Source organism: Streptomyces sp. NBC_00154 (genome assembly GCF_026342835.1).
GTDB lineage: Bacteria > Actinomycetota > Actinomycetes > Streptomycetales > Streptomycetaceae > Streptomyces.
This window is the reverse complement of the sequence record NZ_JAPEMI010000001.1, coordinates 6,385,915-6,403,579: the sequence shown is the minus strand read 5'-3', so window position 1 is coordinate 6,403,579 and position 17,665 is coordinate 6,385,915. Positions and strand designations below refer to the sequence as shown.

At 69.2% G+C, this 17,665-nt stretch carries 5 protein-coding genes; all 5 read left to right on the top strand.

The features are described 5' to 3' along the window. Window positions 1–129 precede the first annotated feature (129 nt). The 5 genes from OHA03_RS28705 (at window position 130) to OHA03_RS28685 (ending at window position 17,660) form a co-directional block, all read left to right on the top strand. Window positions 130–6,468: a protein kinase gene (locus OHA03_RS28705; protein ID WP_267006624.1), complete on the top strand. Its 6,339-nt coding sequence runs from the start codon at window positions 130–132 to the stop codon at window positions 6,466–6,468. Between the two features lie 42 nt (window positions 6,469–6,510). Further along, window positions 6,511–9,480, top strand: coding sequence for a DEAD/DEAH box helicase (locus OHA03_RS28700; protein ID WP_267006623.1), 2,970 nt, complete (start codon window positions 6,511–6,513; stop codon window positions 9,478–9,480). Further along, on the top strand, window positions 9,480–13,664 hold the full coding sequence (locus OHA03_RS28695) for a DNA methyltransferase (protein WP_267006622.1): 4,185 nt from the start codon (window positions 9,480–9,482) through the stop codon (window positions 13,662–13,664). Before OHA03_RS28700 ends, OHA03_RS28695 begins: the two co-directional genes overlap by 1 nt. 125 nt (window positions 13,665–13,789) lie before the next feature. After that, a complete protein-coding gene (locus OHA03_RS28690) occupies window positions 13,790–15,799 on the top strand; it encodes an ATP-dependent endonuclease (protein WP_267006621.1) in 2,010 nt (669 codons plus the stop codon). Then, a complete protein-coding gene (locus tag OHA03_RS28685; protein ID WP_267006620.1) occupies window positions 15,786–17,660 on the top strand; it encodes a UvrD-helicase domain-containing protein in 1,875 nt (624 codons plus the stop codon). The genes OHA03_RS28690 and OHA03_RS28685 overlap by 14 nt, the downstream gene beginning before the upstream one ends. The last annotated feature ends 5 nt before the right edge of the window (window positions 17,661–17,665 follow it).

Sequence of the window (17,665 nt, the reverse complement as noted above, 5' to 3'; positions counted from 1 at the left end):
CAACCAATCCCAGATCACGTTGGCGTCGTCAACAAATGAAAACATTCATCAGATTTCCGGCCGGGGTGTACTCTTGCCGCGCAGGGTGGTTCGACCCTCCACCGAAACGCACGAGGCAAGGGAGTGCCAGTGGGCCCGGAGACGGTGGCCGAACGGTTCCAGATCACGGGAGTGATCGGACGGGGCAACATGGGGGAGGTTCACGAGGCCGTCGACCTGAGCAAGGCTCCGGACTCCGAAGACCGCCGGGTGGCGCTCAAGACCATCCTGCGCAGCCGTACCGGGCTAGCGATCGACACCGCCGAGGACAACAAGGCCATCGAGCGCTTCCGCCGCGAGGTGGACATCATGCGGCGGCTCTCCCCCCAGCATCCCAACCTCACGCACCTGGTCGCGGGCGGCGTCGACACCGCGCAGGCGGACGGCGGCAGCGGTCTCCCGTACCTCGCCATGGAGCTGCTGGACGGGGACACGATCAAGGACCTGATCGACGAAGAGCCGCAGCTGCCGGTCTCCTGGGTGGCTGCCATCGGCGCCCAGATCGCCGCCGGGCTCGCCTCCGCGCACTCCGCGGGCATCGTCCACCGCGACCTGAAGCCCGCGAACCTCATGCTCACCCGCGACGGCACCGTCAAGATCCTCGACTTCGGCATGGGCCGGATCGTCGACGACCCCGACGGCGCCCGCCTCACCAGCACCGGCGTCTCAGTGGGCACGGCCCGCTACATGGCGCCGGAGCAGTTCCGCGCCGAGCAGGTGACGGCCGCGGCCGACCTGTACGCCCTGGGGTGCGTGCTCTACGAGCTGCTGATCGGGAAGCCGCCGTTCGCCAAGAACACTCCCTTCGACCTCTCCCGGCAGCACCTGGAGGACCCGCCCCCGTCGCTCACCGTGATCCGCCCGGACCTGCCCGAGGAGCTGGTTCTGCTGGTCTCGCGGTTGTTGGAGAAGGAGCCCGCGAACCGATCGGAGAACGCCGCACAGGTCCGTGCGGCCCTCGTGCCGCTCGCACTGAAAGCGGACCCCGCGGCCGCGCTCCTCGCCCCGCACTGGACGGCCATGGACCCGGTGGCGCGCCTGCGCGCCGACATCCCCGAGCCCTCCGCGCCGGCCCCGGTACCGGTCCCTCGGCGGGCGCCGCAGGTGCCGGACGCGATGGACGTCTTCGGCATCCACCGGGATCTGATCAAGGAGTACGAGAGCTTCACCAGGAGCTCGGCGACGATCCGGGACGGCCGGATCGCAGGTTTCATCGAGGACGACCTGGCGGGTAAGTCCCAGTGGCCCAACCCGTGGCTGTCGCTGAACCCGTTCTTCGAGTCCGGCGGCGAGGTCACGGACCTGGTGCGGGACGGCGTGCTGCACCCGAAGTGCGCGGAGATCTTCCAGGCGGGCAAGAAGGAGGACGCACCACGGCCGGGCGGCCGGCCGCTCACCTTCCACCGCCACCAGCGTGAGGCGATCGAGGCGGCGCAGGCCGGGGACTCGTACGTACTGACCACGGGCACGGGCTCCGGCAAGTCGCTGTCGTACATCGTCCCGATCGTCGACCGCGTGCTGAAGCAGCGTGAGCAGGAGGGGCCAGGCGCGCCGGGGCGGGTGCGAGCGATCGTCGTCTACCCGATGAACGCGCTGGCCAACTCGCAACTGGAGGAACTCAAGAAGTATCTGCGCAGCGGCTTCGGCAAGGGTCGCGAGCCGGTGACGTTCGCCCGGTACACCGGCCAGGAAAGCGACGAGGACCGCCGCGAGCTGCGGAAGAACCCGCCGGACATCCTGCTCACCAACTACGTGATGCTGGAGCTGATGCTCACCCGGCCCGATGACCGGGCGAGCCTGATCCGGATGGCGAGCGGCCTGGAGTTCCTGGTCTTCGACGAGCTGCACACCTACCGCGGCCGCCAGGGCGCCGACGTCGCCCTGCTGATCCGCCGGGTCCGTGAGGCCTGCCGGGCGGCAAAGACACTGCAGTGTGTGGGCACCTCCGCGACGATGTCGACCGAGGGCAGCTGGGAGGATCAGCAGCGGGAGGTTGCCAAGGTCGCGGGCCGGCTCTTCGGCACGACCGTCCACCCGCACCGGGTGATCGGCGAGACCCTCGTCCGCGCGACCGGCCAGGCCCCGCAGTCGGTCCCCGCCGAACGGCTGCGTTCCGGAGCGGCCCCACGGGCCTACGACGCGCTCACCAAGGACCCGCTGGCACGCTGGCTGGAGTCCCGCTTCGGTCTGGAGCACGAGGAGGCCACGGGCCGACTGCGCCGTTGTGCCCCCGGCAAGATCGAGGAGGCTGCCGCCGAACTCGCCGCGGAGAGCACCGTCGACGAGGAAACCGTCGCCGCCGCGATCCGGGCCACCCTGGAGGCGGGTTCGCAGGCCAAGCACCCCGTCACCGAGCGCCCGCTGTTCGCGTTCCGGCTGCATCAGTTCCTCTCCAAGGGCGACACCGTCTACACGACGCTCGAGGACCCGCTCAGCCGCCCGCTGACCCGCACCTACCAGCTGGAGCAGCCCGGCAGCGGAGGCAAACCGCTCTTCCCGCTGGCCTTCTGCCGCGAGTGCGGCCAGGAGTACATGACGGTCTGGCGCACCGACGAGGGCGGCACCTTCCGCTACGAGCCGCGCCGGGAGACCTCCGCCTCCGGCGGCCGGGACGGCGAGGGCTACCTGTACATCGGCGTCTCCGGTGAGGACTACGAGTGGCCCGCCGACCCGCAGAAAGCGGTCGACGACCGGCGCATCCCGGAGTCGTGGCTGGAGCCGGACGCGCAGGGCGTGAACGTCGTCAAGAAGTCCTACCGTGACCGCGTGCCCAAGCGCGTCGTCGTCGACCCGCTCGGGGTGGAGTCCGGTGACGGTCTGATGGCGGCGTTCATCCCGGCGCCGTTCCTGTTCTGCGTGCACTGTCAGATCTCCTACGAGCAGACCCGCGGCCGCGACTTCGCCAAGCTCGCCACCCTCGACCAGGAGGGCCGCTCCTCGGCCACTTCCGTCATCTCCGCGTCGATCGTGAAGTCGCTGCGAGCCGTCCCCGAGAACGTGCTCTCCAGGAAGGCGCGCAAGCTCCTTACCTTCGTCGACAACCGGCAGGACGCCTCCCTACAGGCCGGGCACTTCAACGACTTCGCCCAGGTCACACAGTTGCGCAGCGCCCTCTACCAGGCGGCGGTGAACGCCGGGAAGGACGGGCTGACGCACGACGACCTCACCGAGGCCATCACCGAGGTGATGGGCCTCGCCCCGCGCGACTACACCGGCAACGCCGACATGTCCCCCGGACTGGAGAAGCGGGCCACAAAGACCTTCCGCGAAGTCGTCGGCTATCGCCTGTACCGCGATCTGGAACGCGGCTGGCGGATCACCATGCCGAACCTGGAGCAGTGCGGGCTGCTGCGGATCGACTACGAGGACCTCGACTGGCTCGCGGGCCGGCAGGACCGCTGGGCCGGCACCCATGAGGCACTGAGGGACGCCGAGCCGACCCTGCGGGCGGAGGTCTGCCGCGATCTGCTCGACTACATGCGCCGGTCCCTCGCCATCGACGTCCAGTTCTTCCGCGACGACTTCGACACCCTCAAGGGGGCCTGCGAGGAACGTCTCGTCGAACCCTGGGTCCTCTCCGACAGCGACAAGCCGAACGTCGGCACGGCCTACCCGTACGGCTCGAAGCCGGGCATGGAGCGCTCGGCGTTGTTCCTCTCCCCGCGCGGAAAGTTCGGCAAGTACCTGCGGCGCGCGATCCCGGCGCTGCGCGGGGCGCGGCAGGAGGACATTCAGACCGTCATCGAAGAACTGCTCACGGTCCTGAAGACCGCCGAGCTGGTGCGCGAGGTCCAGGCCGGACCCGAGCCCTCCGGCCCGGCCTACCGCCGCCGCAAGGCGGAGACCCGCACCGGCTACCGCGTCTCGGCGGCCGCCCTGATATGGCGGGCCGGTGACGGGAGGACCGGCGCGTTGGACCCGCTGTCCCGCACCTACACCAGCGGCGAGGGCCCGCGCGTCAACCCCTTCTTCCGCGACCTCTACAAGGACGCCGCCGCCGAACTGGCTGGCCTGTACGCCCGCGAGCACACCGCGCAGGTCCCCCCGGAGGACCGGGTAAAGCGCGAGGAGGAGTTCCGCGAGGGCGAACTCCCGCTGCTGTACTGCTCGCCGACGATGGAGCTGGGCGTGGACATCTCCTCGCTCAACGCCGTCATGATGCGCAACGTGCCGCCGACGCCCGCCAATTACGCGCAGCGCTCCGGCCGCGCCGGCCGGTCGGGGCAGCCCGCTCTCGTCACCACCTACTGCGCGACGGGCAACAGCCACGACCAGTACTACTTCCGCCGCTCCCGGGACATGGTGGCCGGGCAGGTCGCCCCTCCGCGCCTGGACCTCGCGAACGAGGACCTGGTCCGCTCGCACCTGCAGGGGATCTGGCTGGCGGAGACGGGTATGAAGCTCGGCCGCGCCGTCCCGGACGTCATCGACGTCGCCTACGACCCGGAAGGCGAGGAGCGCCCCGACCCGAACATGCCGCTGCCGCTGCTGCCCGACACCCGCGACCTGTCACTGGACGAGGACGTCCAGCGCCGCGCCGTCGCAGCGGCCCGCACCGCGCTGTCCCCGCTGATCCCGGACTTCGCGGAGACCACGTGGTGGTACGACGACTGGATCGAGGACCAGGTCACGGCCGCTCCAAAGACCTTCGACGCAGCCTTCGACCGCTGGCGCCAGCTCTTCCGCGCCGCTGTCCTCGACCAGTACGAGCAGAACCGCCGCGTCGTCGACCACACGCTCAGTCCCGGAGAGCAGATCCGCGCCCGCTCCCGCCGTCGGGAGGCAGAAACCCAGACGGCGCTGCTGCTGAACCGCTCTACCGACTCCAAGTCGGTGATGAGCGACTTCAACCCCTACCGTTACCTGGCCTCCGAGGGCTTCCTGCCGGGTTACAGCTTCCCGCGCCTGCCGCTCGCCGCCTACATCCCGCGCTCCGGCAACCGCCGCAACGCCGATGGCGACTACCTGCAGCGCCCCCGCTTCCTGGCCATCCGCGAGTTCGGACCGGGCGCGCTGATCTACCACGAGGGCGCCCGCTACCAGGTCACCCGCGTCCAACTCCCGCCGGACGCCTCCGGCGACCTGGCGACGGCCGAGTCGAAGCGCTGCGACAACTGCGGCTACCACCACAAGACCGAGGACTCCGTCGACCTCTGCCGAATGTGCAAGGAGCCGCTGGACAGCTCCCGCAAGAGCCTGCTGCAGCTGCACACCGTCTACACGACGCCGCGTGAGCGGATCTCCTCCGACGAGGAGGAGCGGCGCCGCGCCGGATTCCGCCTGGAGACGTCCTACGCCTTCCAGGACCACGGCGACCGCAAGGGCCGCCTCACCTCGCACGTCAGCGACGCCGAAGGCACCCCGGTCCTTGACCTCGACTACGGCGACTCGGCGACCGTCCGCATCACCAACCTCGGCCACATGCGCGACAAGCCAGGCGAGCCGGACGGCCACTGGCTGGACCTCGGCGACGGCCGCTGGCTGAGCGACAAGGCCGCCGCCGACGCCATCGAGGGTACCGGCATGCCCGTTGTCGACCAGGACGGTAACGAGAAGCGCCGCAAGAAGCGGGTCCTGCCCTACGTCGAGGACCGCCGCAACATCCTGGTCGTCACCCTGGACGAACCGCAGCCGGGGCCGGTCGCACTGTCGTTCATGTACGCGCTGGAGCGCGGCATCGAGGCCGCCTTCGAGCTGGAGGACTCCGAGCTCACTGCCGAGCTGCTGCCGCCGGACGACGGCCCGCACTGCTACTTCCTGTTCACCGAGGCCGCCGAGGGCGGCGCCGGTGTGCTCCGCCGCATCCAGCACGACAAGGACGCCCTCGCCCGCGCCGCCCGGACCGCCCTGGCGATCTGCCACTTCGACCCCGTCGACGGCAGCGACCTCGGTGGCCCCGAACACGGCGAGGAGTGCGCCCGCGGCTGCTACGAGTGTCTGCTCACCTACGGCAACCAGGGCCACCACCAGCAGCTGAGCCGGCATGCCGCCCGCCCGCTGCTGCTGCGCCTGGCGACCGCGACCACGACGAAGGAAGACCGAGGCGAGTCCCGCAGCGAGCAGTTCAGACGCCTCGCCGCGCAGAGTCCGGGCAGGCCCGCGGCCGCCACCCCGCTGGAGGCCGACCTGGCTGCGCTGGTCACGGCCGGCGACCTGCTGGGCTGGCTGAAGGCGAAGGGCTACCGACTGCCCGACGAGTCGGCGCCCTTCCTGGGCGAAGCCGGCGCCCGGCCGGACTTCGCCCTGCGGCTCCCCGACGCCAACATCGCCCTCTTCGTCGACCTCGACGGCGTCCCGAACGACTCCACGCGCGACGAGGGCGCCGAGGACCGCCTCTTCAGCTCCGGCTGGGACGTGATCCGCTTCCCCGCGGGAGCCGACTGGGACGCCCTCGTCGACGCCAACCCCGCCTACTTTCCCACCCGCTGACCCGCCCGCTCCCGCCACACTGCAAAGGACCTGACGAACCGCATGAGCCTCACGTACTCCGCCGGCTCCCTGGTGGCCGCCCGCGGCCGGGAATGGGTGGTGCTCCCCGAGAGCGCCCCTGACATGCTCGTCCTGCGCCCGCTCGGCGGCAGCGACGACGACATCGCCGCCGTCTTCCCCACCTTCGAGGACGTCCGCCCCGCCGAGTTCGCCGCTCCCAGCCCCGACGACCTCGGCGACCAGCGCGCCGCCGGACTGCTGCGCACTGCCCTGCGCATCGGCTTCCGTTCGGGCGCCGGCCCCTTCCGCTCGCTGGCCTCGATCGCCGTCGAGCCGCGCGCCTACCAGCTGGTGCCCCTGCTCATGGCGCTTCGCCAGCGCACGGTGCGCCTGCTGATCTCCGACGACGTCGGCATCGGCAAGACCGTCGAGGCGGGCCTGATCGCCTCCGAGCTGCTCGCCCAGGGTGAGGCGAGCCGCATGGCCGTCCTGTGCTCGCCCGCGCTGGCCGAGCAGTGGCAGGCGGAGCTGCGCGAGAAGTTCGGCATCGACGCCGAACTGGTCCTCGCCTCCACCGTCTCCCGGCTGGAGCGCGGCCTGGAGCTGGGCCAGTCGCTGTTCGACAAGCACCCGTTCACGATCATCTCGACCGACTTCATCAAGTCCACCCGGCACCGCGAGGACTTCGTCCGCCACTGCCCCAGCCTGGTCATCGTCGACGAGGCGCATACCTGCGTCGCCGCCGACGACGTCCACACCGGCGGCAAGTCCGGGGCGAACCAGCTCCGTTACGAGCTGTTGCAGCGCGTCGCCACCGACCAGGACCGCCACCTGCTCCTGCTGACCGCGACCCCGCACTCCGGCAAGGAGTCCGCGTTCCGCAACCTCCTCGGCCTGGTCAAGCCCGAGCTCGCCACCCTCGACCTGGAGACCCCGGCCGGGCGCGCCAGGCTCGCCGAGCACTTCGTCGCCCGCAAGCGCGCCGATGTTCGCCGCTACCTCACCACGGAGGACGGCCTGGCCGACGACTCGCTCGCTGAGCGCACCGCCTTCCCCTCCGACCGCGGGACAAGGGACGAGCCCTACAAGCTCACAGCCGAGTACCGCGCGCTGCTCGACGACGCCATCGCATATGCCGCCGACCGGGTGCAGACCGCTGGAAGCCAGGGCAAGCGTGAGGCTCGGATCGCCTGGTGGTCGGTAATTGCCCTGCTCCGCTCGATGGTCTCCTCGCCACGCGCCGCCGCCCAGACCCTGAAGACGCGTTCGGCCTCCGCCGCCGCCCGAACCGCCCAGGAGGCGGACGTCCTCGGCGCGCCGCTCAACAGCGACGCCGCCGACAGCGACACCCTGGAGGGCCTGGACGTCGCCCCGGGCGCGAGCGAGAGCGAGGACGCGGGCGCCCGCCTGAACGAGCTCGCCGAACGCGCCGAAGCGCTCGCCGGACCGAAGGAAGACGCCAAGCTCAAGGCGCTCAGCAAGCACCTCAAGTCGCTGATCTCCGAGGGCTACAACCCAATCGTCTTCTGCCGCTACATCCCCACCGCCGAATACTTGCAGGAGCAGCTCGACGGCAAGCTCGGCAAGAAGACCCACGTCGCCGCCGTCACCGGCTCCCTCTCCCCGCAGCAGCGCATGGAGCGCATCGAGGAGCTGGGCGGCGCCGGCGCCGATGACCCGGCCGCCCGCCGCGTGCTAATCGCGACCGACTGCCTCTCCGAGGGCGTCAACCTCCAGCACTACTTCGACGCCGTGATCCACTACGACCTGGCCTGGAACCCCACCCGCCACGACCAGCGCGAGGGCCGCGTCGACCGCTACGGACAGAAGCGCGACCAGGTCCGGGTCGTCACCATGTTCGGCGAGGACAACGGCATCGACGGCAAGGTCCTGGAGGTGCTGTTCAAGAAGCACCGGCAGATCCAGAAGGACCTCGGCATCTCCGTCTCCGTCCCCGACGAGACGGCCTCCGGTGTCACGGACGCCCTTGTCGACTGGCTGCTGCTATACGGGCGTGAGGGCAGCCAGGAGACGTTGTTCGACATGCCGGGCGTCCAGGAGTCCTTCGACCGCGTCGAACGCGACTGGAACTCCGCCGCCGACCGCGAGAAGACCTCGCGCTCGAAGTACGCACAGCGCTCCATCCATCCGGAGGAGGTCGCCCGCGAGGTCGCCGCCGTACGAGCAGCTCTCGGCGGCGCCGACGAGGTCCGCGACTTCACCCTCGCCGCCCTGCACGGCCTCGACGCCCTCATCCGCACCCCCCGCGACGGCTCGGGCGACTTCACCGCTCAGGTCAGCGGCGCCCCCGACGGCCTGCGCGACGCACTCGCCGCCACGCTCGGCAACCGCGTCGTCGAGGAGGACCGGGAGATCCCGTTCCGCACCGACCCGGCGATCGGCCGCGGCGAGGCCGCCCTCGTCCGCACCGATCCGGCCATCGGCGCGCTTGCTTCCTACGTCCTGGACTCCGCCCTCGACGCCACCGCAGGCAAGGACGCGACCGGCCCCCGCCCGGCCCGCCGCTGCGGCGTCGTCACCACCAACGCGATCACCACCCTTACCACGCTCCTCCTGGTTCGTTACCGCTTCCACCTGACGCTGCCGTCCCGCAACGGCGAGAAGCAACTGGTCGCGGAGGACGCCCGCCTGCTCGCCTTCGAAGGCATGCCGCAGCGCGCCCCCTGGATGAGCGACGAGGCGGCCGCCGACCTCCTCGGTGCCCGCGCGACGGCCAACACCAATCCCCAGCTGGCCCGCAACCAGATCAGCCGCATCCTCGGCAACCTGGACGAAGTCACCGCCCACCTGGAGGAGTACGGGGAGCGACTCGCCGCCGAATTTGACGCCTCGCACCGCCGGGTCCGCAAGGCCGGCGACGAGATCGTCCGCGGCCTGAAGATCGTCCCGCAGAAGCCCGCCGACATCCTCGGCGTCTACGTCTACCTCCCCGCCAACCCGGCCGCCGCTGTGCCCGCGTCCGCCGCCTCGTCCGCTGGAGCCGTCGCCTGATGTCCGCCGCCACCCGTACCGCTCCAGCCTTCACCGCCGTCACCACTGTCGGCGGCCTGCTCCCCTCGGACATGCTGCTGCGCATCGCCGAGGCGACCAACCTGCCGGGCACCAAGCCGGCCGACTACCACCTGCCCGCCTCCGTCCCCGTCCGCGACGAGGCTGAGCGCGCCTGGGAGTACCTGAAGCCGCTCTGGCGCGACCTGCGCACCGCCCTTCCCTCGGACCCGACGACGGGTGCACCCGCTGCCGACCCGACCGGCCGCGCCGGCATCGACTGGCTCGCCCAGCTCTTCCGCAAGCTGGACTTCGGCCGTCTCACCGAGGTCGGCACGGTCGGAATCGCCGCCGACTCCGACCCGGCCAAGCGTTTTCCGGTCTCGCACCGCCACGGCCCGGCCCTCGTCCACCAGATCCCCTGGAACCAGGAGCTCGACAAGCGCTCGGCTCCCGGACAGGTCCCCGCGCAGTCCATGCTCCAGGAGTGCCTCAACCGCACCGAGGCCCACCTGTGGGCGGTCCTCACCAACGGCCGTCGCCTGCGCCTGCTGCGCGACTCCTCCGCCCTGGCCACGGCCGCGTACGTCGAGTTCGACCTCGAGGCGATCTTCGACGGCGAACTCTTCTCCGAGTTCGTCCTGCTGTACGCGGTCCTGCACGCCTCGCGCTTCTCGGTTCCGGAGGGGACGGTGGCTTCGACGTGCTGGCTGGAACGGTGGCGTACTGTCGCCATAGAGTCCGGGTCCCGGGCCCTGGACAACTATCGCGACGGCGTCCAGCAGGCCCTCACCATCCTCGGCACGGGCTTCCTGCGCCACCCGCGCAACACCGAGCTCCGCGAGAGTCTGGACGTCAGCGCGTTCCAGACCGCTCTGCTCCGGCTCGTCTACCGCATGATCTTCCTCTTCGTCGCCGAGGACCGCGGCGCGCTGCTGGCCCCCGACGCGGACGAGCTGACCCGCGAGCGGTTCACCCGCTACTTCTCCACCGCCCGCCTGCGCCGTCACGCCCTGCGCCGCCAGGGCACCTCCCACGACGACCAGTACCGGGCACTGCTGGTGCTAACAGACGCGCTGGGCGACGAGAAGGGACGCCCCGAACTCGGCCTCCCTGGCCTCGGCGGTCTCTTCAACGACGACCCCGCCGACGCACCACTGCGCGGGGCGCACCTCACCAACGCTCACTTCTTCGAGGCGGTCCGTCGCCTGGCACGCATGCGCGACGTCGGCTCCAGCCGCTGGCGGCCCGTCGACTACCTCCGTATGGGCGCCGAGGAACTGGGCTCCGTCTACGAGGCACTGCTGGAGCTCGTACCGCGCCACAGCCCCGCCGACCGCACCTTCGAACTCGTCGACCGTACGGGCAACGACCGCAAGAAGACCGGCAGTTACTACACCCCGAGCCCGCTCGCCGAGGCGCTGCTCGACTCGACGCTCAACCCGGTCATCGACGACGCGCTCCAGCGCGGCGAGCAGGCGGCCGCTGCCGCCGGGCGCCCCGACGCCACGGCCGACATCGAGCGCGAACTCCTCTCCCTGACCGTCTGCGATCCCGCCTGCGGTTCTGGTCACTTCCTCGTCGCCGCCGCCCGCCGGATCGCCAAGCGCCTCGCGTCCGTCCGCGAACGCAACCCCGAGCCGACCGCCGAGGCTGTCCGCCACGCCATGCACGAAGTGGTGGCCCGCTGCGTCTACGGTGTCGACCTCAATCCCATGGCCGTCGAACTCGCCAAGGTCTCGCTGTGGCTGGAAGCCATGGAGCCGGGGCGGCCGCTCGGCTTCCTCGACGCACGCATCAAGCACGGCAACGGCCTGATCGGCGCCACCCCCCGGGTGCTGCGCGGCGGCATCCCGGAGAAGGCATTCAAGGCGATCGAGGGCGACGACGAGAAGTTCGCCAGGCACCTGGCGACCGAGCACGGGATGCAGCGCACCGGCAACGTGGGCCTGTTCGAGGTCGACGCGGCCGAGACCAAGGTCTCCAACACCGCCTTCGCCGCTGTCCTGCAGAAGATCGCCGCCGTGCCCGACGACAGCCTCGCCCACGTCCGCCGCAAGGAGGACGCCTACCGGGCGTGGGAGACCTCCGCCGCGTACCTGCGGGCGCTGCACATTGCCGACGCCTGGTGCGCTGCCTTCACCTGGGTCAAGTCCAAGGACGCCCCTCCGGCCATCACCCACGACGTCTTCACGGCCCTCCAGGACCCCGACTCCGACGGTGTGCCGCGGGCCACCCACGACGAGATCATCAGCCAGCGCCAGCAGTACTCCTTCTTCCACTGGCACCTAGCGTTTCCGGACGTCTTCACCGTCCCCGACTCCGCCGACGCTCCCGATGTGGACCCGCGCACGGGCTGGGCCGGCGGCTTCTCCTGTGTGATCGGCAATCCGCCGTGGGACAAGGTCGACTTCGAGGACAAGAAGTACTTCGCCGTCGTGAACCCCGAGCTCGCGGAGATCTCCGGGGTGGCCCGCCGCAAGGCGATCGCCGCATGGCGTGAGGAATTCCCCGGGCAGGGCGCCACCTACGACCGCGCCCGCCGCACCGTCAAGGGCACCTTCCACTTCGCCGGTGACTCGGACACCTTCCCGCTGTGCGCGGCCGGGCTGACGGTGAAGGGGGTCACCATGCTCCAGACGGACCAGCTCTTCGCCGAGCGCTTCACCGGCATCACAGCGCCGCACGGCCGGCTCGGCCTCGTCCTCCCCACCGCCATCGCCACCGGCGCGGGCGCCCAGCACCTCTTCTCGGACTTCACCCGCCGCTCCACGCTGTCGACCCTCTACGACTTCGAGAACCGCCGTCCCAAGTCCCCCACCCTGCCCAAGGGTGGCAAGTGGTTCGAGAGCGTCGACTCCCGCTACAAGTTCGCCCTTCTCACCCTCACGGGCCGTGGCGCCACGGAGTCGGCCGCACGCCTCGGCTTCTTCCTCGGCGATGTCACCGACCTCGACGACCCCGAGCGCGTCTTCGCCCTCGGTCCTGCGGACCTCGCCCTCATCAGCCCCAACACCGGCACCCTGCCCGTCTTCCGCACCCGCCGCGACGCCGAGCTCACCATCGCCGTCCACCGCCGCCTCCCAGTGCTGTGGAACGAGACCCGCTCCGATGGCAACCCGTGGGGCATCCGTTTCAAGGCCACCTTCTTCCACATGACCGACGACTCCGACCTGTTCCGCAGCCGCGAGTTGCTGGAGGCCGAGGGGTGGGAGCTGAGCGGCAACGTCTTCGAGCGGGACGGCGAGCGAATGATGCCGCTGTACGAAGCGAAGATGGCCGACTTCTTCAACCACCGCGCTGCTGATGTCGTGAAGAGCGCAACTGCCGTAACCCGCCAGAACCAGCCGAAGTACCTGGACACCATCGCGCTCGGCGATCCCTCGCGAATGGCGCTCCCCCTAAACTGGATCAAGGAATCTGGCACCATCACGACTCAACGTAGGAACCGTGACGTCGAGGTAAAGGGCGTCTCCCAGCGCCTTGCCGAGGAAAAGTGGGACCGCGAATGGCTCTGCGGCTGGTGTGACGTGACCTCCTCGACCAATGAGCGCACCGCGATCCCCGCCTTCCTGCCGCGCACGGCGGTGGGGCACAAGTTCCCGCTAATGTTGCCCTCCGTCGAAGCACCGATGGTCGCCGCACTGGTCGCGGCCCAGTCCTCGCTGCCCTTCGACTACTTCAGCCGTCAGAAGATCGGCGGCGTCAGCATGGGGCTGTTCATCTGGAAGCAGCTCCCCGTCCCGACACCCACCGCCCTCGAACTCCACCTCCCCTTCCTCCTCCCCCGCGTCCTGGAACTCGCCTACACCGCCTACGACATGCGGGGCCTCGCCCGCGACCTCGGTGACGAGGGCAAGCCCTTCCGCTGGGACGAGGACCGCCGCGCGCAGCTCCGTGCGGAACTCGACGCGTACTTCTTCCGCCTCTACGGCATCGACCGCAGGGACACGGACTACATCCTGGAGTCCTTCCAGTCCGAATCCGGCGGCCTCAAGAACAACGAGATCGCCAAGTTCGGTGAGTACCGCACCAAGCGCCTGGTCCTCGCCGAGTACGACCGCATGGCCGCCGCCGGCCTCACCCTCGAAACCCCGCTGGACGAGGCAGGGACCGGCGCCTACCGCTCCACCCTCAGCCCTCCCCCGGGCCACGGCCCCCGCTATCCGGCGCCCGAAGGGGACTGACCGATACGCCACCATTCGGTCGCTGTGCCGTGCCCTTCCCGCACCAGGCACAGCGACCGGCCCTGCCCGACCATGCCCGCTCCTGGCTCAGCGCGTCTCCAGCAATCACGTCCTCCGGAGAGACCGTGTACCTGTCCCAGCTCCACCTTCAAGGATTCCGAACCGCCGCAGACACGAAGATCTCATTCCAGCCCGGCGTCACCGTCCTGGTCGGTGAGAACAACGCTGGCAAGTCCAACGTCATGGATGCCCTTCGCCATCTCACTCAGCCACTCGATCCGCGCGAGCGTAGCCTGTACCCGTCCCGCGAAGACCTCCACCGCGACGGCTGCGCCGAGGGAAGGCACAACGAGAACTGCCGCACCTCCATCGACCTGACCGTCCGCTACTTCTCCGACAACCCCGCTGAGCTCCACCTCTACAGTTCGGCCTACGTCGAGGATCACGAGGAGCGGCACGTGGGCGGGCAGCAGACACTGTCGTCTGCCTCTGGAGAGACTCCGAAGTCAATCAGCTACCGCCTCACGATCAACCCGCCCGCCACATCCCTCGGGACGGCCAAGCGCTCCTGGACCGCGGGCACGGGCAATACCGCCGACCGCGACCCGGAGCCGGGTGCCCGTGACCGCATCCGCCACATCTACCTGCCGCCGCTGCGCGACGCCCGCCGTGAGCTCGGCTCTGCTGGCGGCGCTCGTATCCAGCACATCCTCGAACGGCTGCTCCGCGAAGACGCCGACCGCGAGGAGTTTCTCGTCAACATCAGCGGGACTTTCAAGCAAATGAGGGCGGAGCAGAAACCTTTCCAGGCCGCTGCCGAGGCCGTTCAGGGTCGTCTCACACGCCTCACGGAGGGCGCGCACCCCCAGGTGGCCGATCTCGGCTTCGCCGATGCGACCCTCAACTCCATAGCCCGCAACTTGCGATTCCTCATGTCCCAGGTGGGGCTCGACCCTCGCGACCTGGCCGAGTCAGGCCTCGGCTACGCCAACCTGATGTTCATGGCGACGGTGCTGACCCAGCTGGAGAAGGCCGCCGAGGCCGATCTGACGCTGCTCCTCGTCGAGGAGCCCGAGGCACACCTTCACCCCCAGTTGCAGACGATCCTCCTGGACCACCTGGCCGAGGAGTCCCGTACGAGCCAGCTCCGGAAGACCGACGAAGAGGGCTGGCTCGGCCGCATCCAGGTGATCGTCACTACGCACTCTCCGCACGTCGCGACGGCCGTCGATCCACGCAATCTCGTAGTGCTGCAGCGCCGCGCCGTACCGGCCGTCACCCTGCAGGAGTCCCAGGCCGACGAAGCTGCCGAGGCCGTCAGCCCCACCGATCCGGCCGAAGGGATCGATGCGGCGACGGCCGGACTGCCGCGCCCCCGTGACGTCTCATTCACGACGACCGCCGTCTCGGTAGGCAGATTCGACCTGCCCGGCGAGGACCGCAACAAGATCCGCAACTACCTCAACGCCACCCGCAACGTGATGCTCTTCGGCCAGCGCGTCCTCCTCGTCGAGGGCATTGCCGAGTCCGTCGTCCTGCCGGCCTTCGCCCGTACGCTCTTCGCCGACGACCCGGCACGACTTCAGCGATTCCACGGCACGGCCCTGGTACCGATCGACGGAGTGGACTTCCTCCCCTACCTGCGAGTCCTCCTCATACCCGACCCCGACACAAGCCAGCGGATTGCGCGCCGCGTGGCAGTCATCACCGATGGCGACGCCGGGCGCGAACATCGTGAGGCTCTCGCTGAAAAGCGGATCAGCGACATCAGACAGCTCATCACGGACACCGAGGCCACCGGCACTGCCCACCTCTTCCACAACGAGTTCACCCTGGAATCCGAACTGTTGAGAGCCGGTGGTGTCAACCGGGACCTGCTGCTCCGCGCCTGGAAGCCGCAGCGTCCAGGCGCCTGGGCGGAGGACTGGAAATCCATCGGCGAGGGCAGCCCCGACGAACAGGCCCAGGCCATGTCGAAGCTCCTTGACTCGAAGAAGATCCGCAAGGGCGATCTTGCTCAGGACTTCCTTGCCGGTGCATCGCAGCCCTTCACCAACACCTCCTTCGCTGTCCCCGAGTATCTGGCCGACGCGCTGCGCTGGGTCACTGAGGAGGTGTCCGATGAGCGCTCCTGAACTCGTTGCCTCGACCCCGGTGGCGCGTGGCCCCCGTGACAATATCGATCTGGAACAGCTCCGCGAGGCGGCCCGCGCCGCCCAGCGCATGCTCGTAAATCTCCCCTGCGGGCCGGGGCGAATTGTCCAAGTCGAGGCCTGTCCCGGGGCCGGGAAAACACGGACGATCATCGACCGGCACCTGAACCGCCCCATCGGCCCACGTCAGGGCAGAGCCGTGGTGTCCTTCACCAAAGCAGCAGCCGCCGAAGTGGCCCAGCGGTGTGCCCAAGAAGGCCGCCCCGAACTTGCCGAATACCCGTACTTCATCGGCACGTTCGACCGCTTCCTGTGGACACATGTGGTTCGCCCGCACATCAGGTCCCGGGACGGGCAGCGGTGGCGCAGGCTTGAATCCTGGAACGACCACCCCAAGGCACGCACAGGAGGCATCAGCCTCGAGGACTTCCATTTCACGCTGGCCCCAGGCGAGTTGGCCCGGATAGCGAACCCGAAGTGGAAGAAGATCCCCCACTGGCTGGCCGACGATCCAGAGAGGACGAACAATCTCCTTCACTGGGCCCGGAATCAGATGTCTCGGCTCTGGGCGGAGGGCTTCATCGCAGGTGAACAGCTGCGCGACATCGCCCTGTACATGCTCAGCGACAAAAGGCGAGGGCCACGCATCGCCGCGCTCCTGGCCTCGCGCTTCGCAGAGATCATCGTTGATGAGTCCCAGGATCTATCGTCGGAAGACCGGAGCATCCTCGGCCTGCTGTCCGACCGAAGCGTTCCCTTGCTCACCGTCGGGGATCCTGACCAGCGCATCTACGGATTCCGTGAGCCAGGTGCCAACGCCGGCGTTCCCGTGGCAAGCATCCCCTTGCCACCCGCCGACCAACGGCTCAGCCACAACTGGCGCAGTACGCAGATCATCTGCGATCTCGCGCGAACTCTGCGTCCGTCGAGTGCGCCCGCCGACATCGCCGTGGGTGATCACCATGGTGAGTACAACCCCGTTCTACTTCTAGGAACCTCACGCTCAGGCACCGGTGAAGCGCTCCGGCAATTCGAGGAAGAGGCCGATCGCCTGGGAATCCGGGATCCCGCACAGCGCATGGTCCTCGCCTACAGTCGCGCAACTCTCTCGTCGGCGTTCACCAGCGTGAAGGAGGATCCGCCATCGTCACAGTTGGGGGCACTCGTGTGGGCGACCGCGATACTGCGCAACCCCGGCGTTGAGAGGAAGCAGCGCGAGAGAGCAGAGAAGATCTTCAGTGAGGCGATCCGGCACCACTGGCTGGGGGGCGTGGACGTTCCAGAAACTGAGCATCTGGAGCGGCACGGCCTCACCGCGTTGGAACTTCGGGCGGCGTCCCAGATCCTCCTCCACTCGCTGCCCGCACTGGAGCAGCCAGCCGGCGACTGGAGCAGGAGCGCATTCCAAGCCCTCTCGGCCCTCCCCCTGGGAGAGGGCAGGGAACCTGTTGTCAACAGGGCGTTCTCGTGCACGAGCGCCAAGAAGTCGAAGCCTGCCCTGCAACTCGCCGGAGCTGGCAGGAAACAGCATGCCCAAGTACGCTCATTGCACAGCAACACGATCCACGGGGTAAAAGGTGAGCAGTTCGACGCCGTCCTCGTCCTCCTGCCCTCCACGAGGCGGCCGGGCAAGGAGGCGGGTCGCCGCCCGGACGCTCTGATCGAAACCTGGACCAGCGGACAGCGCGCCGGGATCGCAGACGAGATGGCCGAGAACTTGCGCGTCTACTACGTGGCAGCCACCCGCGCCCGCCGCCTCCTGGCCTTCGCCGTCGACCAAGAACATGTACGGGATCTCGAGAAGTACATGACCGCTAACAATGTGCCGGTCGTGGTGCGCTGAACGAT